Origin of the sequence: Rhodococcus sp. KRD197 (assembly GCF_017168235.1) — a bacterium.
Taxonomy (GTDB): domain Bacteria; phylum Actinomycetota; class Actinomycetes; order Mycobacteriales; family Mycobacteriaceae; genus Rhodococcoides.
The window spans coordinates 23,514-43,451 of the sequence record NZ_JABFAO010000003.1; the positions used below are offsets into that span (position 1 = coordinate 23,514).

Consider the following 19,938-nt stretch of genomic DNA (forward strand, 5'->3'; position numbering starts at 1 on the left):
CGAGGTGCCGAAACCGCGCAGCTGGCAAACTGTGGGCGTGTTCGACGCCCATCGGTACATCCTCGATCCGAGGTTCACGCTCGTGGAGAACCAGGGATACCAGCCGGAGCCGTACACGATTGCCGACTACGAACGCGACACCGATGGGCTCGGCATCACCGGAGGGGCCATCATCAGCGCGTCCTTCCACACCACCGACCAGGACTTCCTCCTGTCCGCACTGCAGACCTTGGGGCACGGATGGGTCGGTGTCACGCAACTCGATCCGGCAGTATCCGACGAGGACATAATCGGCCTCGACCAGGCGGGTGTCCGGGCGATCCGCCTCAATCTCATGCGCGGCGCCACCGACGTGCAGATGCTCACCTTCTTGGCCCGGCGAGTGCACGATCTGGTCGGGTGGCACGCGGAACTGTACGTCGAGGCGTCGATGCTGCTCTCGCTCGAACCGATTCTGTGCAGGTTGCCCGCCGTGAGCGTCGATCACCTCGGGATGTCCTCGCAGGGCTTGTCTTACCTACTCGACCTGGTCGACCGCGGAGCGAGGGTCAAAGCTTCCGGCTTCGGCCGGGTGGACATGGACATCGTCGCGACCATGAAGCACATTCACGCGGTCAATCCGTCGGCGCTCATGTTCGGAACCGACCTGCCCGGTACTCGCTCTCCCCGTCCGTTCCAGGAATCCGATCTCGACCTGGTCGCCGAAGCGGTCGGCGGGGATCTGCCCGCAGTGCTCGACGGCAATGCCCGCGCCTGGTATCGCGTCACCTGAGGAAGAGCGCGGCCCCCAGCCACACCCCACTCGCCAGCAGCGCGCCGAGTAACTCCACCAGGATCGACAGTCCGACTGCCTTGGTGGCGTGCACTGTCGACCGCCACGCCGCAGCATGATTTGCGCGATGCCGGGGCAGTTCGGCGACGTACGTGCCGCCGATGAAGCCGATGAACAACCCGATAATCGGAATCACGAAGAACCCGACGATGCCGACGAGCCCGCCGATGACGAGGGAGCGCGTCGGGACTCCGGCGTCCTTCATCCGACGGCCCGGCCAGGTGTACTTGACGACACCGCTGAGCACGAGCAGCACGGCCGCGATCGCGAATGTCCCCCAGGCGACGGAGCCGCCGGTGAGAAACGCCCACACACCGATCGCCCCGAGAACGAGGATGGTGCCGGGCAGGATCGGCACCACGATCCCGACGAGGCCGACAAGAATGGCCAGCGCGACGAGAACCTCGCCCAGCACACTCACGTGACGGGACGGACTCTGCTCGCGGCCTCGGTCGCGCGAGCGCGGGCGGTCTCGATGTCCTTCGCCGTCGACACCGCCACCCCCATCCGTCGACGCACAAAGCTCGTCGGCTTGCCGAACAACCGTAGGTCTGTCTCCGGTACCGCCAGCGCGTCGGCAACGCCTTCGTAGGCAATGCCTTCCGCGTCGAGTCCGCCGTAGATCACCGCGGACGCTCCGGGCGAGATCAGTGTGGTGTCCACTGGCAGACCGAGGATGGCGCGGGCGTGCAATTCGAACTCCGAGAAGCGTTGCGTCCGTAGCGTGACCAGACCGGTGTCGTGGGGGCGTGGGCTGACCTCGGAGAAGTAGACGTCATCGCCTTTGACGAACAGTTCGACGCCGAACAGCCCTCGGCCACCGAGTGCGGTGGTGATCTTCTCGGCGACTGCCTGCGCGGCAGCGAGAGCGGCATCCGACATCGGTTGCGGCTGCCACGATTCCACATAGTCCCCGGATTCCTGACGGTGTCCGACGGGCTCGCAGAACTCGGTCCCGGAGGCAGATCGAACGGTGAGAAGTGTTATCTCGTAATCGAAGTCGACGAACCCCTCGACGATGACGCGGCCCAGGTCCACACGCCCACCCGTCAGCGCGTAGTCCCACGCAGCGGAGACGTCCTCGGGGCCGCGGACAACCGACTGACCCTTGCCCGAGGACGACATCACCGGCTTGATGACGGCAGGGAAGCCGATGGCGCCGAGGGCGTTCTCCACCTCGATCAACGATTCAGCGAAGGCATACGGCGACGTGGGTAGGCCCAACTCTTCGGCGGCGAGCCGTCGGATTCCCTCTCGGTTCATCGTCAACTGCGTCGCACGCGCCGTCGGAATGACGACGGTCCGACCCCTCTGCTCGACCTCCGCGAGCGCGTCGGTGGCGATGGCCTCGATCTCCGGCACGACGAAATCGGGTTGCTGCGCGTCGATCAGCGCCAGAAGCTGCTCCGGGTCGCTCATATCGATGGTGAACGCATGATGGGCGACCTGGTGGCCAGGGGCGTTGTCGTAGCGATCGACTGCGATCACCTCGACGCCGAGCCGTTGGAAGGCGATTATCACTTCCTTGCCCAACTCGCCGGCGCCGAGCAGCATCACTCGCGTAGCCCCCGGGGTCAGTGGTGTACCGATGCGTGCTGGTTCCGTTGCTGCGCTCACCCGCTCATTATCCATGCCCCCGTCATGCCCGCTCCCCTCCGCAAGTTAACCTCGATTCACAACCCGATCTCATCGAAGTCGGCCTGACCGGAACGAGGAAACGTGTCTAGTAGCGGTGGACCACTGACAGGACTGCGCGTCGTCGAACTAGCGGGCATCGGACCCGGTCCGCACGCAGCGCTACTGCTGGCCGATCTCGGCGCCGATGTGGTCCGCGTTCAGCGTGCCGGTCAGATCTCTCCGCACGACCAGCAGCTGCGCAGCCGCACCATCGTCGAGGCCAACCTGAAGGACCCGACGGACATCGAGAAGGTGCTCGGGCTCATCGAGCGCGCCGATGTTCTCATCGAGGGATTCCGGCCCGGCGTCACCGAGCGTCTCGGCCTCGGACCCGGGGACGCGCTGGCTCGTAATCCACGACTCGTCTACGGGCGCATGACCGGCTGGGGCCAGGAAGGGCCATGGGCGTCGGCCGCGGGCCACGACATCAACTACATCTCGGTGACGGGTGTTCTGCACGCCATCGGACGCCAAGGCGAGCGACCGGTACCCCCGTTGAACATGGTCGGCGACTTCGGTGGCGGTTCGATGTTCCTTGTCTTCGGCATCCTCGCCGCGCTGTTCGAGCGTCAGACCTCCGGTGAGGGTCAGGTAGTGGACGCCGCCATGGTCGATGGCACGGCGGCGCTCTCGCACATGATCTGGGGCATGCGCGGCGTCGGCGCCTGGTCGGACGAGCGTGGTGTCAACATGCTCGACACCGGCTGGCCCTACTACGACACCTACGAAAGCGCCGACGGCAAGTACATGGCGGTCGGCGCACTCGAACCCCAGTTCTTCGCCGAGTTGCTCCGACTCCTCGAACTCGACCCCGCAACCACTCCCGGCCAGGGCGAACGCGAACGCTGGCCCGAGATGCGTGAGCTGTTCACCACCACGTTCAAGACCAAGACGCGCGACGAGTGGGCGGCCATCTTCGACGGCACGGATGCCTGCGTCTCGCCGGTACTGACCTTCGCCGAGGCACCCGAGCAGGTGCACCTGAAGGAGCGCGGCACCCTCATCGAGGTCGGCGGGGTCACCCAGCACCGCCCGGCGCCGCGATTCTCGCGTACGGCCAACGGAACACCCACCGCACCGCCGTCGACCGCAGCGGACGCCGAGTCGCTCTGGCGCTAGAGGCGGCTCCGCCGCACGTGAGTGGAAATGCATAGCGGGCTATGCATTTCCACTCACAACGTCAGAAGACCAGGGCGGGTTGCTCGGCGTCGGTGTTCGGTGCGAGCGCCTGGTACGCACCCGCCGTCGCTGCGACCGCCGCGGTCAACTCGGCGGGCTCTCGGGTGTAGGGCATACGGAGAAACCGCTCGAAAGCACCTTCGACGCCGAAGCGCGGACCCGCGGCGAGCACTGCCCCGAACGTCGGTGCGGTAGCGGCCAGTGCGCTCGACACCGGAGCCGGAAGCTGCAGCCACAAGGACATGCCGCCGGTCGACCGACGATACGTCCAGTCCGGAAGATGCTGCGCCAAAGCGCTTTCCAGTACGTCACGGCGCTCACGTAGCTCGTCGCGCCTGGTGTCGAGGATCGCGTCGGCGTCCTCGAGCAGGAAGCCTGCGGCAAGCTGATCCATCACCGAGGTTCCCAGATCGTGCCCCGCTCGCGAACCGGCAAGACGGCTGATCAGCGCCGGATTGGCGCGTATCCAGCCGATCCGCAGACCACCCCAGTACGACTTGGACGCCGACCCGATAGTCACGATATCGGTGCCGGACACTCGCCCGTACGACGCGACCGGGGGCGGTGGCGGCGCGTCGAGCCACAGATCCACCATGGTCTCGTCGACGATCATCGTCATCGAGGTCTCCCGCGCGATCCTCGCCAGTTCGCTGCGTCCACCGTCGTCGAGGCATCGTCCGGTGGGATTGTGGAAGTCGGGGATCATGTAGGCAACTTTCGATGCCGTCTGCCGTGCCGCGCTCCGGATTCCGTCGAGATCCCAGGGGTCGCCGACCGGGCGGATCGGCACCGGCACCGGCCGCGCGCCGATCCGCCGGAGCGCCTCGAGCGCGTTGGGGTACGTCGGGTGGTCGATGAGAACGCGATCGCCCGGTGAGATGAGCGTGCCGAGCAGCAGCCGCAGGGCCTGCTGGGCGCCGGAGGTGACCATGATCTGGTCGGCCGTCGTCGGCAAGCCACGTTCGACGAAGCGTCGCGCGACGGCTTCACGTAGCACCGCGATGCCGACGGGTTCCACGCCGTGATTGGACAGGTACGCCGGCAGCGCGTGCATCGCAGACTGGTACGCCGCCATCATCGCCTCGGTGGGGGCGGCCATCGCGGCGTGGCTCATGTCGATGATCGGGCCACTGGTGTTGCGCGATTGCACGGCGGGCCGGTTGGCTTCGGCCTTCGTCGGCAGCGCGACAGTGCTCCGTGCACCCTGCTTGCTGATCAGATAGCCCTCTTCACGCAGCACCGCATACGAGGAGGTGATGGTGGTCCGGCTGAGATCCAGAGCCGCCGACAGATCACGCTCGCTCGGCAAGCCCACCCCCAGCGGAATTCGACCGTCGTGAATGAGCAGGCGAATCCCGTCGGCGAGCGCTCGGTACGTCGGCCTGGACGTTCGACGCCGACCGGACGCATCCTCGACCTCCGGCTGCCAGCGTCCCAGATCGCGTGCCAGCGACGACGCATTGAGTACCCGAGTAGCCATGGACTTCATTATCCGGACCACTGGCACGCTTGACCAAATCCAGTTTCGACTCAGTGGACTTGCTTTGCGGGAGCGCCGTGCTTGGTTGCACACAGGTATGGCTGCACAGGCACATCCGGCCCTCCGAGGTCGATTTGTGTGCACTCCCGCACGCACTCACCCGCAAACACTCACCCCCGCGACGCCACCGAGACCGGCTCAGCGATCCCACCCGGCGTCAGAACGGGCATCCACACTCCGTCGACGGTCGCAGCCGCAACCGCATCCGGGCTCAGTGCCGAACCGGTCGCGCTGATCGACGAACCGTCACTGCACGTGAGATCGATTGTGCCCGCGTAGTCCGCGTCCTCCGGCACTGCGCACACGAGGCCATCCTCGAATGTCATGGACTCGACATTTCCCTCGGCTGGTCCAGTGAACAATGTCGTAGGGGGTGGAGAGTCGGTGGTCGGTGGGGGTTCGATGGGCTCGGTCGTTGATGTGGGCTCAGTGGTTGTTGTGGGCTCAGTGGTTGTTGTGGGCTCGGTCGTTGTTGTGGGCTCGGTCGTTGATGTGGGTTCAGTGGTTGATGTGGGCTCAGGAGTCGTCTCTACCTCGGCCGTCTGAGCTTCGGTCAGTTCTTCCTCCGTCGGCTGGTCGAATGTCCTGGCGGAGACGACAGCGGCCAAAGGCAGCGCGGCGGGAGATCCTGGACCGCATTCGGCCGATACCAGGTTCAACGTGAAGCCGAGTTCCAAAACCGGTCCCAACAGACCCAACGCAGTTGCGGTCCCACTCAGCGTCAGCTTGGAGAAGCCCTCGGGTGCACCGGCCGCGGAAACGGAACTAGACAGGGTCAGATCGAAGCGAGCCCGACCATTGTTCTCGGTGAACGAGATCGGCGTGACACCACCGGCAGCGGGCACGGCGAACGTCCTGGTTCCTATCTGCACCAATCCATCTGCCGATGCTGGAGGAGTCGCCGAACTCGTTCCGGCAATCGGATCACACACGACCGATGCAGTCAGTTGCCGAGCTGGGGTCACGGTGATGACGTCCACATTGAATGCTCCGAGACCGAGCACACCCAGAATCGAGATACGAAGGCGCGCAGCAGTCAGTGCCGACTCGGCAGAAGAAAGAGGGTTAACCGGCGCGCAGTGGTCCGGAGTTCCACTCGAGAGAAATTGCGCACACGACGACCCGGTGATCGGTGCAGACGGCGCCAGTGGTCCCGTGGCCGAGGATTCGAATGCAAGGCCGTTAACCGCCAGCAGATTCCCAGTCTGATACGGGCCCGCACTCGTCGACCGCGAGGTGCCGATGTTCGCGTCGCTTCGTAGAGACTGCATGCCGTTCCAGGGCAGCGGATTACCCAGAAGCCCAATGGAGATGCCGCTGACCCCGGACAACCGGCCCGATATCGAACGTGCATAGCCGCTGTTCTCCCACGTACCGGAACCGACGGTGCCGGCGACATACTCGGAATCGGTCCATGCGGCCTCGGTCTCGGACACCAGGAGTCGCCCGGGGACCAGTGCAGCGAACACCAGCAGCGTCAGCATCAGGATCGGCCACCGACGATCGAGGTTCATGAGCGCGTCTGCGATTCTTCCAGGCTGTCGCTTCCCTTCTCTTCGCGTGGCCAGAAGACCGCAACCACGAGACCTGCCATGGACAACGTGATCAGCCCCAGGACGTAGGGGTTGGAGAAGTAGACGATCACGCGCGCCAGACCAGGCATCGACCACAGAACCTTGCGCACCTCGGCGACCTGGTACAAACCAGGGTCCGCCTGTGCGTTGGCGTCGCCCTTGAGCTCGAGCACTGTGATCCCGGATTCCTCGATCGACTCCGTCGCAACGACTCGATGGGTCACCGGTAGCGTTCCCTCGCGATCGACGGTGACCACATCGCCGACCACGACGGAGTCCGCCGGAACAGCACGCACCACGGCGAGCGAACCCGCGGGAATCGCCGGCGACATCGAGCCGGTCTTGAACATGATGAGCGTGATGTTGAAGACGAACGCGCACGCGACGAGGGCAATACAGATGATCCCGCCGACGGCGAGTGTGTTGAGGAAGACATCGCCCGCGATGCCCCACCAGGAGCGTCGCGGCTGCTTCGTGTGATTCGTCTCGGGAGTCATTGTTCCCATCTCGGTTCTAGGACGTGCCCTCGAAGGGCCAGTTGGCGACGAGCGATTTGCTCTGCAGAGTCGCGTCGGTCCAATTCTCTTGCGTTGCAGGAAGACTGATCTCGAAGCACAGTGGCACCGCCGGCCCGGCAAGGGTGGGGCCGGCCCCTGCAGGCAGCGAGAAGGCGACCGGTGCGGAGGTGTCCAACGACACCGGTCCACCGCTACCCACCACGTAGTTCGGACTGCCGGTGAACGCTGCAGCATCACAGCTGGCGGACTCGCGCACCACGCGGTACCGAAGCGCAACGGAGAGACTCCCGACCCCAGATCCCGAGAACGTCGCGCCCTGTAATGTCACCGAAGCTGCGGCCGATCCGGGCTCCGTCCGCAACTCGACGGGTGCGAAAACTACACTCCCGGGGATCATTCCAGTGGCTGTTGTCGTAAAATCCAGCGGGTTGGGTGCCCCGATGGGGTGTGAGGACCACATGGAACCGCCGTCGACGCTGGATTCGATTCCGAACTGCGAACCGGTCGCGAATTCGGTGCTGCCCAGCACTGTGTCGGTCCAGCCGGCAGCGACGAGTACCGCTCCGATGCCGAGAACGGTTCCCCCCGCTGCCAGCGCCCTTCTCTGGCGTTGGCGTACCGATGCCATGCGCTAAGGCGTGACCGAGGTGCCGACGAATTCCCACACGACCTGACCCGTTGCGAGTCCGGACAATGTGTTCGGCGAGCCCGCTGGAAGCGTCACTGCGAAGCACAGATCGACCGGTGTCGCGTCGGCGTCGAGGGTGATCGCGTTGGCGACGCTACCTGTGGTGAGCAGCGCATCGGTGACAAGTGCTGTCGGACCCGGCGTTCCCGCGGTGCAGTCTGCCGAGGTGCCGCCCTGGGTCACCGTGTAGCGCAACGCTGCGGTCAGTGCCGGATCGGTCGTACCACCGGTGGCGCCGTTCAGCGTGACTGCGGCGTCCAACGTCTGACCGGGCTCGAGCCGAAGCGCAACCGGCGCGTACACGGTGTCTCCCGGTGTGAGGTCCAGTCTCGTGGCGGGGAAGGTGAAGGGTTCACCGGGTGATACATCGGCTTCGATCCATGTTCCGACCCCGGCAGGTGTGAAGTCTGCCTGGATGTTCCAGGCGTCGTCGCCCGTAGCGAAGTCGGAGTTTCCGAAGACATTGTCGGTCCAGGCGGCGAGAGTGATGGCCGCTCCGATGCCGAGCACCAGCCCTCCGGCGAGCAGAGCTCGAACCTTGCGTCGTCTGTTGAGATTCTGTGGTTGATCGGTCATTGCCCGACTCTTTTCGCTTGAATGATTCACGGTCGCACCTGTTGCCAACCGAACCGGCCACCGGAGCGTAAAGCGCACTTTTCGCCGGTCAAACCAGAATCACCAAAACGTTATCAAAATGACTAAAGCAATTTTTCTTGCATGATTGCCGATATCAGGTCAATGCAGGAAAGGGATCTGATCGACGCAGATTTTGCACACATCAATTACGCAATGAGGTCACATACCGAACCGGCGGATTTTTTCAACCAACCAAAACGGGGCGAGAGTCGTCGGCGGCGCCTTCCGGGGCATCCCCCTCGGCGACGTGTCCGATCAAGAATGCTCCACTTTCGGGCATCCACCCGATTGCGCCGTGCTGGAAGAGGTTGTAACGCCCGTATCCGGTGGGCGTCGGCTTCTCGTCGCTGATCGGATAGCCGAGCTCACCGTACGGCCCACCGTGACCTAGATACCAGGCGAGGATCTCTCCGTGTACCTCGTGAGCGCCGCCGTCCGGTAGAGCGAACACTGTGGCTCGACGGTACTCGAGCATCCCGCCTCCACCCGGACCCAGCATGAATTCACCGACTTGCTCACCGATCCACGAATGTTCGTAAGCAAAGCGATCGAATTGATATCCGAATACTTCGAGACCGTTGTATGAAGCAGTCATCGGAGGACCTTTCGGCGCGTTGTGTGACCACTATTGTCCACAAATCTGCGATTGCCGCCACGACAATTCATGATAATTGCCCCAAACGTGACCTCAATTCAGCAAAGCCGCGATATCGGCCGGAATCTCGTCGGTCGCCGAAGCGTCGACGACAGTGCGCGTCCAACTCGACCCTGCTTCGTCCAGCCGCACCAACTGGTCTGGCCCGAGGAGCCAGAGCTGGTCCCCCGAGGCCCACACCACGCCGTACCCGTATTCCGGGCTCGACGTGATCGGAGCGCTGTACTGCACGGCACCCGCGCTGTCGATGATTTGCAGGGTCGGCGAACCGCCGACATCGACGACCTGCGCCACCGAGGACCCTGAGGGTGAGGTCTGCGGAGAGATCAAGTCGGCAGGCGCGGCCTCTGTCGTGTCAGGCAACGCTTCCGGCGCCGGTGCGGCAGGCGATTCAGTCGTGGATGGCTCGGTCGTTGGCACCTCCGTCGTAGTTGCGGGTGCGGCCGAAGTGCTCGATGGCGCTGGTGTGCTACTCGGAGCCTCGGTGGCCGTCGACGAGGTAGTCGATGAAGTAGTCGACGAGGTAGTCGATGAGCTCGACAGTTCCTCCGGCGCGAGTCGGGCCGCTACCGGGGCCGAGGCAGGAGCCAGAGCTCCGCAACGCGCGGCGGGAAACAGGTTGAAGACCGAGGTCGTCAGGGTCATCGTCACTGTGAAACCCCGGCTCGGTGCCGAGACCCAGGTTCCGGACACCGTTTGTACGGTGAAGGTCCAGGTGCCGGTCAGGGTCTCGAACCAGGTTCCATTGTGCACATCAGCGGATGCAATCGTCACCGTGTGGGGTGGCATGCTTGTCCCGAGCCGAGTGATCGTCCATCGATAGGTGTAGCCCGTTCCGGGCGGAGGCGCCCACGACATCGTCACATAGGCGCCCGCAAAGAGGGTGCCCGCTCTGTCCACGCACGTCGGGTCTCCCGGCACCGGAACCGGCGGCAGGCCAGTGGTGAACGTTCCGCTCGTCGCGGTCGCAGGGTCGTTCCATGCCGCCAGGGTGGTGGGCGTGTTGGTCCCCGCGAGCCCCAGTGCACCGATCGTCCCGATCGCGAGGATCGCCGTGAGCGAGGCCTTGCTGTGCCCACCAGAGGAATCTCGCCCACCAGGCTCGTCCGTACCTCGGTCCTCGCGGTCTCGGTCCTCGTCAGCCCTGGGTCGCCAGGCGATCATGATCAGGACACCGACGAACACCCCACCGAGGAAGACGGCTACCGGGCCGCTCAACCACGTCACCGCGTATCCGAGTTTCGGGACGCTGAACACGACGCGGCCGACTTCGTCGACGATGTAGGTTTCGGCGTCCGCTTCGGTGTTCGCGTCGCCTTGGAGAATGAGCTGGACACTGTCGGTACCGACCGCGCCGATGTCGACGACGCGGTGGGTGATCCCGTCGCCTGACGCGTTGGTGACGTTGACTATGTCGCCCACCGCGACCTCGGTCGCGGGCGTCTCCTTGCTGATGGCGAGGGCGCCGGTCTCGATCGCCGGCGACATCGATCCCGATCGGAAGACGAGCGGTGTGATCCCGAAAATGATTGCCGCCAAGGCGATCAGCACGCAGAGCAAACCCGCGAGAGCCCCAGCGGTGAGGGCGATTTCGCGCGCCAGCTTTCGACGACGGTGCCTGGTGTGGGCGACAGTAGGAGATGTGTGGTTCGACATGACTACACCGACGTCGCTAGGAGTGAGTAGGTAACTGTTCCGGTGATCGGTGACGCCGGGGCTGTCGCGGTGCTCGGCATGGTCACCGAGAAGCAAAGATTGTCCGCCGGGTCACCGACACCGATCGGCCTGGACAGTGCAACCGAGTTGGATTGAAAATTCTGGGTGGCGACGGTCAAGCCCGTGATCGTGCTGAGCGGAGTTCCGGTACATGCAGTACCCGCATACACGGCGGTGTTCAGCAAGGCGCCGAGTGTGCCGTTGTTCGTCGCAACCGCGATCGTGTAGGTGAAACCCACAGTGCCACTGTTGGTCACCCGCAAGGGTGCACTCACGGTTTCGCCCGGAAGAATGTCGGTCTTGGTCAAGGTCGTTGCGAAAATGGGCGGATTGTTATCGACCGCCGGCTCGCCCACCTTGATGTCGATTGTCCCCGTCGTGAATGCGCCCGAGGTTGCCGAGGAGGTATCCGACCACGCGGCAAGCGTTCCCACAGCACCGAGACCGAGAACGATGCCGATCGACATGATGGCGCGGGCGCGGGCCCCGATGAGCGCGGTCCCGATGCGGCGCAGCATTGTCCTCGGCACGAACGTACCGTCACTACTGTGGCGCGCCATCAGGGCTGCACTCCTTCCGTATTGTCGTTCTGGCCGGCACCGATCGAGCACGCGTTCTCGTTGTCCCACTGCACCACGAAATCGAGATCCGCAGAGGAATTCTGAGTGTCGTTGCCTGCGTTCACGGCCATGGTGACGGTCGTATCGATCCGCCTCTTCTCATGGGGCAGGACCTCGACGAAAGCGCAGGCAACGTTCACCTGGGCCTGGTCGATGGTCACCTCGAGAGCCTCGACGAAGGCGGGGTTCGAGCTCGTGGCGAATACCTGGACGTTCCCGCCTCGATCGGTCTCGTTGAAGACGTGGAAAGTGCTGGTTCGGCTGTCGCCGGGCACCCACCTGATCCTTTTGTCGAACAAAGGATTCGGGAGACTCGAAGACCATGTCAGACCGTCACTGCTGAAGCTCACGGTCGGGGACGGACGCGAGGGTCCGGCACCGATGAGTACCAGTGTCACGATCGCGACGAGCGCGACGATAACAAGAACTGCGGTGTTCCTCTTCATGGCGCCCGCGACTCACGACGCTGCTTCCGGTAGTCGTTGCCGGCGCCAACGAACATGTACAGCGCGTAAGCGCCCAATCCGATGACGATGACGGTGACCGTGATGCGACGTTGTTCGCCGTTGAGCCAGTTGTTGACATAGCCCAGGTAGGGAATCGAGTACCAGACTTTCCCGCGGATCTGCCCGTATCGAACCGGGTTCTCGTCGTCGGACCCGTTGTTGTCCCCGCGCGTGATGTAGGTCGTGATGCCATCGCCGCTGAATTGGGTTGCGACGATGCGGTGTGTCACGACCTCGGGTTCACCGGACCGAATCTGGTAGGTGACGGGAGTGCCGACAGTGAGCTCGGAGCGGTCCGCTGGTTTGACGACGACCAGGGTGCCGGGCGGATATGTGGGCCTCATCGAACTGGTGAGAATGGTGTAGGGCGTCGAACCGCTCACGCGCGGAATGACGACAGTGGCTGCCAGAATGGTCAGCATCGCAGCCAGCAGGGTGTACGACACGATGCGACTGATCCACCACCATGCACCGGTGTGCTCGTCCTCCTCGTCACCCTTGACGACGGGAATCACGTCGGTGTCGTCGGTGCTCATGCCTGGTCCGCTCTGAACGAAAAGCTCACTGTCGATGTTTGGTCCTGCGGTGGATCGGCACCAACGGCGACGTGGAAGCACCACACCTCGTTGGCACCGGGGGCAAGCGCTCTCGTGTCCAGGGTCTGCGCGCCCTGCGCGTTGCCGGTGTAAAGGACGGTCACCGGGCCCGTCGGTGCACCTACTGCTGGACAATCTCCCACCGTGGACACGAGGGTGGCGGTCAGGGTGAGGGGCACCGCACCCGTCACCGTCGAGCCCTGGAGTCGATAGTCGAAGGGAACGTCCCCCGCGTTGCGGATCGATAGGGGGGCCTGCGAGGAGCCGTTCGGGCCGAGGTTCGTCGAACCGAGCGCCGCAAGCACGTAGTCGTCGACCTCGGCGCCGTCCGGACCCACCTTGATGTCCAGCGTGCCGGAGTTGAGCGTGCCGCCTGCGACGGCTACGTCGTCGCGCCACAGCGCGCCCGTCGTCTGTGCTGATCCGTAGACCACCACGACGACGGACGCTGCTGCGAGTGCCCAGTACCGACCATGCCTGATTACCACTTCGAGTTACGGAGTGGGTCGAACCTGGTCGAGCGTCAGGGTGAACGCATTCAAATTGACGGTCTCATTCTGCGCCACCAGATCGGTCGTAGCCTGGTCGAACGTGATGGTGACGGTGACCGCGATGGTCTGTGTGGGCGAGGTCAGCGGAAGCTCCACCGCAGAACCGTTCGGCAGGGCAGAACCGTTCGGCAGGGCGGCACCGCCGTCGACTGCCACCGTGGTGTTCAGCGCCGCAGCCAGAGCCGGGTCGCCGGTGACCTGGGAGAAGTCCGCCGTGATTGTGGCCTCGATATTCTCGCCCGCCGAGTTGACGGTGTAGCTGTTGGTGTAGGTCAGGATGTCACCGGGGACGATCAGGTAGCCGGACGGGTCGGCCCCGATAACGACCGATCCACCCTCGGAAATATCGGTCCAGACGCCGGGCGTACCGGTTGGCTCGAAGTTCAGCTCGCCGGAATTGATCGCGCCGCCGCCGACGGATTCGGTGTCCTGCCACAGCGCGAGGGATCCCAATCCGCCGAGTAGTAGCACCGCGGCCGCGCCTGCAGCGACGGCGCCCTTGGTTGCTTTGTTCATGAGCATCTCTTCTCTTTGGATTCGTCCCTGCATATCCGGGCCGGGTGTGAACTACCCGACGGGTAGTGGGTGGCTTTCGTGGGCCAACGCAACTGAGTGCGACACACATTGTTTCGGGAAGCGAAAGGAATCCGTTAGCAAAAACAGGGTAAAAGTCCAATAGTTCTTTTACCTGGACTTTAACCAACCCAAAGTGACATCCTTTGGCCATCTGTAACGTGCCAAAAGACCCTAGTCAGCCCCTGAGATGGTCCACGCAGCACAACGCCCCGAGGCATACGAGCCTCGGGGCGTTGTGCTGTCTACGCTGTGCTATCTACTGGGGACCGAGAATGTCCCGTCGCACGATGGTCTGGTCGCGTCCCGGGCCCACGCCGATGCACGATATGTGGGCACCCGCGAGCTCCTCGAGCCGCAGCACGTAGTTCTGCGCGTTCTGTGGGAGATCTTCGAAGGTGCGGGCGCCAGAGATGTCCTCCCACCACCCGGGCATCTCTTCGTACACGGGTTTGGCGTGATGAAAACCGGTCTGCGTCATGGGCATTTCGTCGTGCCGCTCGCCGTCGATCTCGTACGCCACGCAGATCGGGACGGTGTCGAGGCTCGAGAGCACATCCAGCTTGGTCAGGAAGTAGTCGGTGATGCCGTTGACGCGGGTCGCGTACCGGGCGATCACGGCGTCGAACCATCCGGTGCGACGAGCGCGGCCGGTCGTCACGCCGACCTCACCACCCTGCTTGGCGAGATACTCCCCGGAGTTGTCGAACAGCTCCGTCGGGAACGGACCCGACCCGACGCGCGTCGTGTAGGCCTTGAGGATGCCGAGGACCGTCGTGATCTTGTTCGGTCCGATACCGGAACCGACAGCCGCACCGCCTGCCGTCGGGTTCGAGGATGTGACGAACGGATACGTGCCGTGATCGACGTCGAGAAGTGTGCCCTGCGAGCCCTCCAGCAGCACAGTTTCGCCACGTTCGAGAGCGAGATTGAGCTCGAGCCGGGTATCGGCGATGCGATGCTTGAACTTGGCTGCATTGCCGAGCACCTCGTCGACGACCTGCTGCGGATCGAGGGCCTTGCGGTTGTAGATCTTGGAGAGCACCTGGTTCTTGAACTCGAGAGCGGCCTCGACCTTCTGAGTCAGGATCTTCTCGTCCAGCACGTCCGCGGCACGGACGCCCACGCGAGCGAATTTGTCCTGGTAGCAAGGCCCGATACCGCGTCCGGTGGTGCCGATCTTCCTGGCCCCGAGGAAGCGCTCGGTGACCTTGTCGATGGCTACGTGGTACGGCATGATCAGGTGCGCATCGGCGCTGAGCAGCAGACCCGAGGTGTCGACATCACGTTCTTCGAGGCCCGCAAGTTCGGTCAGCAGCACACCCGGATCCACGACGACACCGTTGCCGATGACGTTCTTCACACCGGGCGTCAGGATGCCCGAAGGAATCAGGTGCAGTGCGTACTTGTCTCCATTGGGAAGTACGACCGTGTGGCCGGCGTTGTTGCCGCCCTGGTAGCGAACCACCCACTGCAGTCGCTCCCCGAACAAGTCGGTGGCTTTGCCTTTGCCCTCGTCGCCCCACTGGGCGCCGATCAGGACTATCGCCGGCATGTACTCTCCTGGTGTTTCTTCTCGTGCAATGAACTGGCGCAGGTTGCTGCCAGGCGTTCAGGCAGGCCGGGGCGTCAGTCTAGCCGAGGGGAGAGTGCACCGGTCATGGCGCTACGGTGGTGACGACCGCAAGCACCTATGGGGGAGCACTGTGAGACAGACGCATGAACGACGCAGTCGGCACCCGAGGTCGGCCCAGTGACACCGTTCGTCCTGCAATGCGGAAACCCGCCGATACCCATCTCACTGACGGACGTTCCGGTCACCCCCGCCTCCACAGTTCCGACCAACGACGAATGCGATGCCCTGTTCTCCACCGTCGGCACCGTCTCTGATCCGCGGGTCATCGTGCTGGGTGACGACGCGTCCCTCGCGGCACTGCTGACGCGCCTGATGCGTACCGAGCGCCTGCATATCGAGGTCGCATTCGTGCCCGAGCACTCCACCACGGCAAGCCACATCTACAAGACCGGGACCGGTTCACGAGCCGCGAAAGTCGCCATGACCGGCACCGCAAAACCCCTACCACTCATTCGGGACGACGCGGGTGTGGCCGTGGTGGGCCGAGCCGTCGTGAACGGCCCTTCCGGCGCGCCGCTCGAGGGCGAGGCGTACGTGGACGACACGCAGTTGTTCCGTGGCAACGCCACGGGCGTCGAGGTGATGCCGACGCCCGAGATGCCAGGTCTCGAAGCGCGCCTGACCGGACGCCGCACGTTGTTCGGTCGTCGATGGACTGCAGGACGGGCGATGCAACTGGGCGCCGTCGCCGCGCACCTCGTCCGCGACGGAGTTCCCGGCGATCGGGAGGTCAAGCGGTCGACGTTCTACCGACACGATCGGGAATGGCTACTGGTCCGGTGAAGGAAAGCCGATACTGATTCCATGGCTACCTGGACAGAATTCGCTACTGCGGCGCCCGCCATGTCAGCGGCTGTGGCTGCACGCTTGAAAGCACACAAGCATCACGTGCTGGCAACGCTTCGCAAGGATGGATCTCCCCGCGTCAGCGGTACCGAGGTGGAGTTCACCGACAACGGCCTGCTGCGGCTCGGTTCGATGCCGAACGCACTCAAGGCCGTTGACCTGCAGCGCGATCCACGCTTTGCCTTGCACAGCAATCCTGGCCACCACACCATGGACGGCGGCGACGCGAAGCTCTCCGGCACTGCCGTCGAGCTGACCGATCCCGACGAACTACAGCGGATTTTCGACGCCGCTCCGCCCGAGTTGACCCCGTACCACGTGTTCGATCTCGACATCGCCGAAGTCGTGCTGACGACGCTCGTCGACGATCACATGCAGATCGAACTGTGGCGGCCGGGGGCGCAGGTGCAGTCCTTCACCAGGTGAGCATCGGAAAGATCACTCCGACCTGGCGAGGACAGGGAAGGCTAACCCTGGAAGGGTGAACGTATGCGCCTGTTCGACAAAGTTCTGCACCCGGGATCGGTGCACGGTATCGCTGGGCTCAGAACACGGCTTCTGATGCAGTTTCTTTGTGCGACGACGTTCCTGTACGGAGCAGGAGTGGTGGCGACGGTCCTGCCTCACGGCGACAGAGTCACTGCCGACATCACCGGCGGGGTGATCGCGCTGTGCCTGGGTGTCATCGGTGTCCTCATGTTGTGGATGCGTCCCCGCACGACCGCCGGGCACGGCGTCGCGTTGGCCGCAGCGATGCTGGCGACGCCGGCTGTGATGGCGTTCCATGTACTCACGGCAGCGCAATTCCCGTGCCTGATCGCGGCGATGTTTCTGGCGATGTACATCCGCGCCTTTCATCGCGACCGCGATGCCCGCATCCTGGTCGGGATCCTCGTGGCGCTGGTGCTGCTCGCGGTGCTGCGGTCACCGGCGCCCGTCTATCCGATCACCTACCTGATCTTCGCGGTCGCTGTCTTCGCAGCGGCGGAAACGTTCGGCACCGTCACGAAAGCGCTGATCGCAGCGTCGTGCACCGATCCGCTGACAGGAGTGTTCAACCGCGCCGGGTGGGAGATCGCCACCGCAGATGCGGTCACGGGCCTGCGCGCTCGACGTGAGGATGCGTCGACTGTTCCGGTGACGGTGGCGATCGTCGACGTAGACGATTTCAAGACGGTGAACGACACCGACGGTCATCGCGCCGGGGACGAGTTGCTGGTGGGGTTGGCGGCGACCTGGGCGCAATCGGCCCCAGAGGGCGCTGTCATCGCACGAGTCGGCGGCGACGAGTTCGCCGCCCTTCTGACCGAGCAGTCGACGGCGGAAGTGGACGAGTTCGTTCGCGCCACCGTCGCGTCGTTGCCCTACGCGAGCATCGGGGTGGCGACGTCGACGGACGTCGAGGAGCCGATCTCCGATGTCCTCGCCCGCGCGGACGCGGAGCTGTACCGCGCCAAACGCGCTCGATTCACCAGGTGAGCTCGTCCCTGCACGTTGCCCCCTCAGCGGTCGGTTCCACCTGAACGGTCGCGTGATCGAGGCCGTAGGTGGCGAGCACCGCCTTGGCCCGTGCCAGCAGTACCGAGCCGGCTCCGTCGCATTCGAGATGAACTGTCGCGACGTCCATTCCGGTGGTGAGCGTCCAGATGTGCAGGTCGTGTACACCGACCACGCCGGGGAGGGCGGCGAGGTCTGCGCGGACAGCCTCGACATCGACATGATCAGGGCTGGCCTGCGTGAGAATGCGCAGCGCCGATCCGGCGAGCTTGATCGCCCGGGGGACGACCCACAGCGAGATCAGGACGCCGACGACGATGTCCGCCCAGGTCCAGCCGAAAACGAGCATCGCGATCCCGGCGACGAGCACTCCCACGCTGCTGACCGCGTCGGCCAGCACCTCCATGTAAGCACCGCGCACTGCGATGCTGTCCTTCGCGTCGCCACGAATGAGCAGGATGACAACGAGATTGGCGAGCAGTCCCGCGGTGGCGGTGAGGATCAGCGCGAGACCTGGGATGTCCGGAGCGTCGCCGATCCGGTCGATCGCCTCGTACATGATGAAGGCCGCGATACCGAGGAGCAGAACGGCATTTGCGATGGCAGTGAGCACCTCGGCGCGATGCCATCCGAACGTGCGAGCAGCCGCGGCGCTCCCCCGTCGGGCGAGCAGCAACGCGATGAGTCCCATCGACATTCCGAGCACGTCGGTGAGCATGTGGCCGGCGTCGGCAAGCAAGCCGAGCGAGTTGATCCACAACGCCACCGTGGCTTCGAGCACCAGGAAGGCGATGAGTATCGCCAGCGCGATCACCATGTTGCGGATGCGTTTGGTCGACGCCTGCGCCGCGCCGCCTGCACCCGTCATTCCATGACTGTGCCCGTGCCCCGCGCCCATGACTCCCCTTCGTTCGGTCGAATGCCGAGCTTCACCATATGCGTACATGCGCATGTGTGCAATGGAAGGGGGTCAGAACAGGTCCGGTTCCACACTCGGCTTCTCGACGGTCGGCGGCAGCGTCGCCAACGCCGAGATCCTCTTCAACCCCGCCACCTGGAGCAGGTCGACGATGATGGAGCGAATCTGCGCGAGCACCACCGTCGCCGACAGCCCCGAGTTGGTGATCAACTCCGCCTTGGCCCCGGACGCTACCGACCGAAGCACCCGGGCGGCCTCAGCCGCATCTGGTTGCTCCCCCGGATCCGCGAGAACCATGCGACGCAGCACCTCCATCGCCTGCGCCAGCTTCTCCACTTCGTCGACCAATCGCGGATCGAGAATCTCGTCGTCACGCACCAGCGTCAGCGACCTACGCGCGAGTACCCGGATATTTCGGATGGCGTTGTCGATGGGATCGGCAGTCTTCGCCAAGCCCGCCAAGCGGTTGCGGTGACCCCAGTACAACGGCGAGATTCGGGCGATCTCGTGGCCACCCTTGAGATCGGTCCGCAACGTGTCGATATCGGACTGTGTCGCACGGGCTTTCCGCAGCGCCTCCTCGATCGGCTTGGGATCGTTGGCGACGAGCCCGTCGGCGACCTTCTGCAGCACCTCCGAAGCCGTTCCGATCACGTTCGCCGCGTCCTTGCGAGCCCGCCACACCGGATGCGTCGGGATCAGAGCGACGATCGCGATCCCGACGAGACCGCCGATCAGAGCGTCGACCATGCGGTCGAAGCCACCCGAATCCCCCGGCGGTATCAGCGTTGCCACGAGCACAGCAGATGAACCTGCCTGCATCGCGATGATCGGACCACCATCGAGAAAGACCGCCGTCGCCATCGCCAGCACGACGACCAGCGCGATCTGCCACGGCCCACTGCCGATGGCGGAGATGATCAGGTCGCCGACGCCGATTCCCACGGTGACGCCCGCCACCAACTCCGCCGAGCGACGCGTCCGGGCACCCAGAGACACCCCGAGCGAGACAACCGCTGCAATCGGAGCGAAGAACGGCCGCTCGTGACCGACGAGATCGGTGGCGACGAACCATGCGACACCGGCCGCGAGCGCACACTGAATGATCGGCAACAACGACAGTTGCAGACGGGCGCGGCCGGCGCGCATACGTGCTCGTCCACGCCGGGCGGTCGGGCG

The 19,938-nt window shown here is 64.3% G+C and carries 22 protein-coding genes; 5 read left to right on the forward strand and 17 right to left on the reverse strand.

What is annotated here, in order from left to right; genetic code table 11:
- Positions 1-37 precede the first annotated feature (37 nt).
- On the forward strand, positions 38-772 hold the full coding sequence (locus J1M86_RS05800; RefSeq protein WP_206509183.1) for an amidohydrolase: 735 nt from the start codon (positions 38-40) through the stop codon (positions 770-772).
- Here the strand turns inward: J1M86_RS05800 and J1M86_RS05805 are convergent.
- Together J1M86_RS05805 and purT are read right to left on the reverse strand one after the other, a co-directional pair.
- Complete coding sequence (locus J1M86_RS05805; protein ID WP_206509184.1) at positions 765-1,253, reverse strand: DUF456 domain-containing protein; 489 nt, start codon at positions 1,251-1,253, stop codon at positions 765-767. The genes J1M86_RS05800 and J1M86_RS05805 overlap by 8 nt on opposite strands.
- Positions 1,250-2,449 (reverse strand): formate-dependent phosphoribosylglycinamide formyltransferase, encoded by a 1,200-nt coding sequence (gene purT, locus J1M86_RS05810; protein ID WP_269418338.1) that lies wholly within the window; start codon positions 2,447-2,449, stop codon positions 1,250-1,252. The genes J1M86_RS05805 and purT overlap by 4 nt, the downstream gene beginning before the upstream one ends.
- A gap of 102 nt (positions 2,450-2,551) precedes the next feature.
- On the opposite strand from purT, the gene J1M86_RS05815 reads away from it, so the two are divergent.
- Positions 2,552-3,628 (forward strand): CaiB/BaiF CoA-transferase family protein, encoded by a 1,077-nt coding sequence (locus J1M86_RS05815; RefSeq protein ID WP_206509186.1) that lies wholly within the window; start codon positions 2,552-2,554, stop codon positions 3,626-3,628.
- 61 nt (positions 3,629-3,689) lie between these two features.
- Here J1M86_RS05815 and J1M86_RS05820 read toward each other — a convergent pair whose 3' ends face one another.
- The 13 genes from J1M86_RS05820 to J1M86_RS05880 form a co-directional block, all read right to left on the reverse strand.
- Positions 3,690-5,168: a PLP-dependent aminotransferase family protein gene (locus J1M86_RS05820; protein ID WP_075838418.1), complete on the reverse strand. Its 1,479-nt coding sequence runs from the start codon at positions 5,166-5,168 to the stop codon at positions 3,690-3,692.
- A 170-nt stretch (positions 5,169-5,338) separates the two neighbouring features.
- Positions 5,339-6,742 carry a hypothetical protein gene (locus J1M86_RS05825; RefSeq protein WP_206509187.1) on the reverse strand — a complete coding sequence of 468 codons (1,404 nt, stop codon included), beginning with the start codon at positions 6,740-6,742 and terminating at the stop codon, positions 5,339-5,341.
- Positions 6,739-7,299 carry a signal peptidase I gene (locus tag J1M86_RS05830; RefSeq protein ID WP_241259685.1) on the reverse strand — a complete coding sequence of 187 codons (561 nt, stop codon included), beginning with the start codon at positions 7,297-7,299 and terminating at the stop codon, positions 6,739-6,741. The genes J1M86_RS05825 and J1M86_RS05830 overlap by 4 nt, the downstream gene beginning before the upstream one ends.
- A 16-nt stretch (positions 7,300-7,315) precedes the next feature.
- Positions 7,316-7,948, reverse strand: a complete 633-nt coding sequence (locus tag J1M86_RS05835; protein WP_206509188.1) for a hypothetical protein — start codon at positions 7,946-7,948, stop codon at positions 7,316-7,318.
- 3 nt (positions 7,949-7,951) lie between these two features.
- Positions 7,952-8,584, reverse strand: a complete 633-nt coding sequence (locus J1M86_RS05840; protein ID WP_206509189.1) for a SipW-dependent-type signal peptide-containing protein — start codon at positions 8,582-8,584, stop codon at positions 7,952-7,954.
- 244 nt (positions 8,585-8,828) lie between these two features.
- Positions 8,829-9,239, reverse strand: a complete 411-nt coding sequence (locus J1M86_RS05845; RefSeq protein WP_206509190.1) for an LGFP repeat-containing protein — start codon at positions 9,237-9,239, stop codon at positions 8,829-8,831.
- 93 nt (positions 9,240-9,332) lie between these two features.
- Positions 9,333-10,955 carry a signal peptidase I gene (locus J1M86_RS05850; RefSeq protein ID WP_206509191.1) on the reverse strand — a complete coding sequence of 541 codons (1,623 nt, stop codon included), beginning with the start codon at positions 10,953-10,955 and terminating at the stop codon, positions 9,333-9,335.
- Between the two features lie 2 nt (positions 10,956-10,957).
- Positions 10,958-11,575 carry a SipW-dependent-type signal peptide-containing protein gene (locus J1M86_RS05855; protein ID WP_241259686.1) on the reverse strand — a complete coding sequence of 206 codons (618 nt, stop codon included), beginning with the start codon at positions 11,573-11,575 and terminating at the stop codon, positions 10,958-10,960.
- A complete protein-coding gene (locus tag J1M86_RS05860) occupies positions 11,575-12,081 on the reverse strand; it encodes a hypothetical protein (RefSeq protein WP_206509192.1) in 507 nt (168 codons plus the stop codon). Before J1M86_RS05860 ends, J1M86_RS05855 begins: the two co-directional genes overlap by 1 nt.
- Positions 12,078-12,677 carry a signal peptidase I gene (locus J1M86_RS05865; RefSeq protein ID WP_206509193.1) on the reverse strand — a complete coding sequence of 200 codons (600 nt, stop codon included), beginning with the start codon at positions 12,675-12,677 and terminating at the stop codon, positions 12,078-12,080. Before J1M86_RS05865 ends, J1M86_RS05860 begins: the two co-directional genes overlap by 4 nt.
- Positions 12,674-13,225, reverse strand: coding sequence for a hypothetical protein (locus tag J1M86_RS05870; RefSeq protein WP_075838379.1), 552 nt, complete (start codon positions 13,223-13,225; stop codon positions 12,674-12,676). Before J1M86_RS05870 ends, J1M86_RS05865 begins: the two co-directional genes overlap by 4 nt.
- A 6-nt stretch (positions 13,226-13,231) precedes the next feature.
- Positions 13,232-13,804 carry an alternate-type signal peptide domain-containing protein gene (locus J1M86_RS05875; protein WP_206509194.1) on the reverse strand — a complete coding sequence of 191 codons (573 nt, stop codon included), beginning with the start codon at positions 13,802-13,804 and terminating at the stop codon, positions 13,232-13,234.
- Between the two features lie 316 nt (positions 13,805-14,120).
- Positions 14,121-15,416, reverse strand: coding sequence for an adenylosuccinate synthase (locus J1M86_RS05880; RefSeq protein WP_075838380.1), 1,296 nt, complete (start codon positions 15,414-15,416; stop codon positions 14,121-14,123).
- A 198-nt stretch (positions 15,417-15,614) separates the two neighbouring features.
- Between J1M86_RS05880 and J1M86_RS05885 the strand changes: the two genes are divergently transcribed.
- The 3 genes from J1M86_RS05885 (at position 15,615) to J1M86_RS05895 (ending at position 17,822) form a co-directional block, all read left to right on the forward strand.
- Positions 15,615-16,280, forward strand: coding sequence for a hypothetical protein (locus J1M86_RS05885; protein ID WP_206509195.1), 666 nt, complete (start codon positions 15,615-15,617; stop codon positions 16,278-16,280).
- A 21-nt stretch (positions 16,281-16,301) separates the two neighbouring features.
- A complete protein-coding gene (locus J1M86_RS05890; protein WP_206509196.1) occupies positions 16,302-16,769 on the forward strand; it encodes a pyridoxamine 5'-phosphate oxidase family protein in 468 nt (155 codons plus the stop codon).
- Positions 16,770-16,832: 63 nt separating this feature from the next.
- Positions 16,833-17,822: a GGDEF domain-containing protein gene (locus tag J1M86_RS05895; RefSeq protein ID WP_206509197.1), complete on the forward strand. Its 990-nt coding sequence runs from the start codon at positions 16,833-16,835 to the stop codon at positions 17,820-17,822.
- On the opposite strand, the gene J1M86_RS05900 is transcribed toward J1M86_RS05895, so the two are convergent.
- Both J1M86_RS05900 and J1M86_RS05905 read right to left on the reverse strand, forming a co-directional pair.
- Positions 17,812-18,738 carry a cation diffusion facilitator family transporter gene (locus J1M86_RS05900; protein WP_075838384.1) on the reverse strand — a complete coding sequence of 309 codons (927 nt, stop codon included), beginning with the start codon at positions 18,736-18,738 and terminating at the stop codon, positions 17,812-17,814. The genes J1M86_RS05895 and J1M86_RS05900 overlap by 11 nt on opposite strands.
- Positions 18,739-18,810: 72 nt before the next feature.
- Positions 18,811-19,908 (reverse strand): aromatic acid exporter family protein, encoded by a 1,098-nt coding sequence (locus J1M86_RS05905; RefSeq protein ID WP_206509198.1) that lies wholly within the window; start codon positions 19,906-19,908, stop codon positions 18,811-18,813.
- Between the last annotated feature and the right edge of the window lie 30 nt (positions 19,909-19,938).

Excerpts from the sequence above, each read along its gene's own strand:
- J1M86_RS05820 (WP_075838418.1), bottom strand. The coding sequence starts at position 5,168 with ATGGCTACTCGGGTACTCAATGCGTCGTCGCTGGCACGCGATCTGGGA.
- J1M86_RS05825 (WP_206509187.1), bottom strand. The coding sequence starts at position 6,742 with ATGAACCTCGATCGTCGGTGGCCGATCCTGATGCTGACGCTGCTGGTG.
- J1M86_RS05830 (WP_241259685.1), bottom strand. The coding sequence starts at position 7,299 with ATGACTCCCGAGACGAATCACACGAAGCAGCCGCGACGCTCCTGGTGG.
- J1M86_RS05835 (WP_206509188.1), bottom strand. The coding sequence starts at position 7,948 with ATGGCATCGGTACGCCAACGCCAGAGAAGGGCGCTGGCAGCGGGGGGA.
- J1M86_RS05840 (WP_206509189.1), bottom strand. The coding sequence starts at position 8,584 with ATGACCGATCAACCACAGAATCTCAACAGACGACGCAAGGTTCGAGCT.
- J1M86_RS05845 (WP_206509190.1), bottom strand. The coding sequence starts at position 9,239 with ATGACTGCTTCATACAACGGTCTCGAAGTATTCGGATATCAATTCGAT.
- J1M86_RS05850 (WP_206509191.1), bottom strand. The coding sequence starts at position 10,955 with ATGTCGAACCACACATCTCCTACTGTCGCCCACACCAGGCACCGTCGT.
- J1M86_RS05855 (WP_241259686.1), bottom strand. The coding sequence starts at position 11,575 with ATGGCGCGCCACAGTAGTGACGGTACGTTCGTGCCGAGGACAATGCTG.
- J1M86_RS05860 (WP_206509192.1), bottom strand. The coding sequence starts at position 12,081 with ATGAAGAGGAACACCGCAGTTCTTGTTATCGTCGCGCTCGTCGCGATC.
- J1M86_RS05865 (WP_206509193.1), bottom strand. The coding sequence starts at position 12,677 with ATGAGCACCGACGACACCGACGTGATTCCCGTCGTCAAGGGTGACGAG.
- J1M86_RS05875 (WP_206509194.1), bottom strand. The coding sequence starts at position 13,804 with ATGAACAAAGCAACCAAGGGCGCCGTCGCTGCAGGCGCGGCCGCGGTG.
- J1M86_RS05880 (WP_075838380.1), bottom strand. The coding sequence starts at position 15,416 with ATGCCGGCGATAGTCCTGATCGGCGCCCAGTGGGGCGACGAGGGCAAA.
- J1M86_RS05890 (WP_206509196.1), top strand. The coding sequence starts at position 16,302 with ATGGCTACCTGGACAGAATTCGCTACTGCGGCGCCCGCCATGTCAGCG.
- J1M86_RS05895 (WP_206509197.1), top strand. The coding sequence starts at position 16,833 with ATGCGCCTGTTCGACAAAGTTCTGCACCCGGGATCGGTGCACGGTATC.
- J1M86_RS05900 (WP_075838384.1), bottom strand. The coding sequence starts at position 18,738 with ATGGGCGCGGGGCACGGGCACAGTCATGGAATGACGGGTGCAGGCGGC.
- J1M86_RS05905 (WP_206509198.1), bottom strand. The coding sequence starts at position 19,908 with ATGCGCGCCGGCCGCGCCCGTCTGCAACTGTCGTTGTTGCCGATCATT.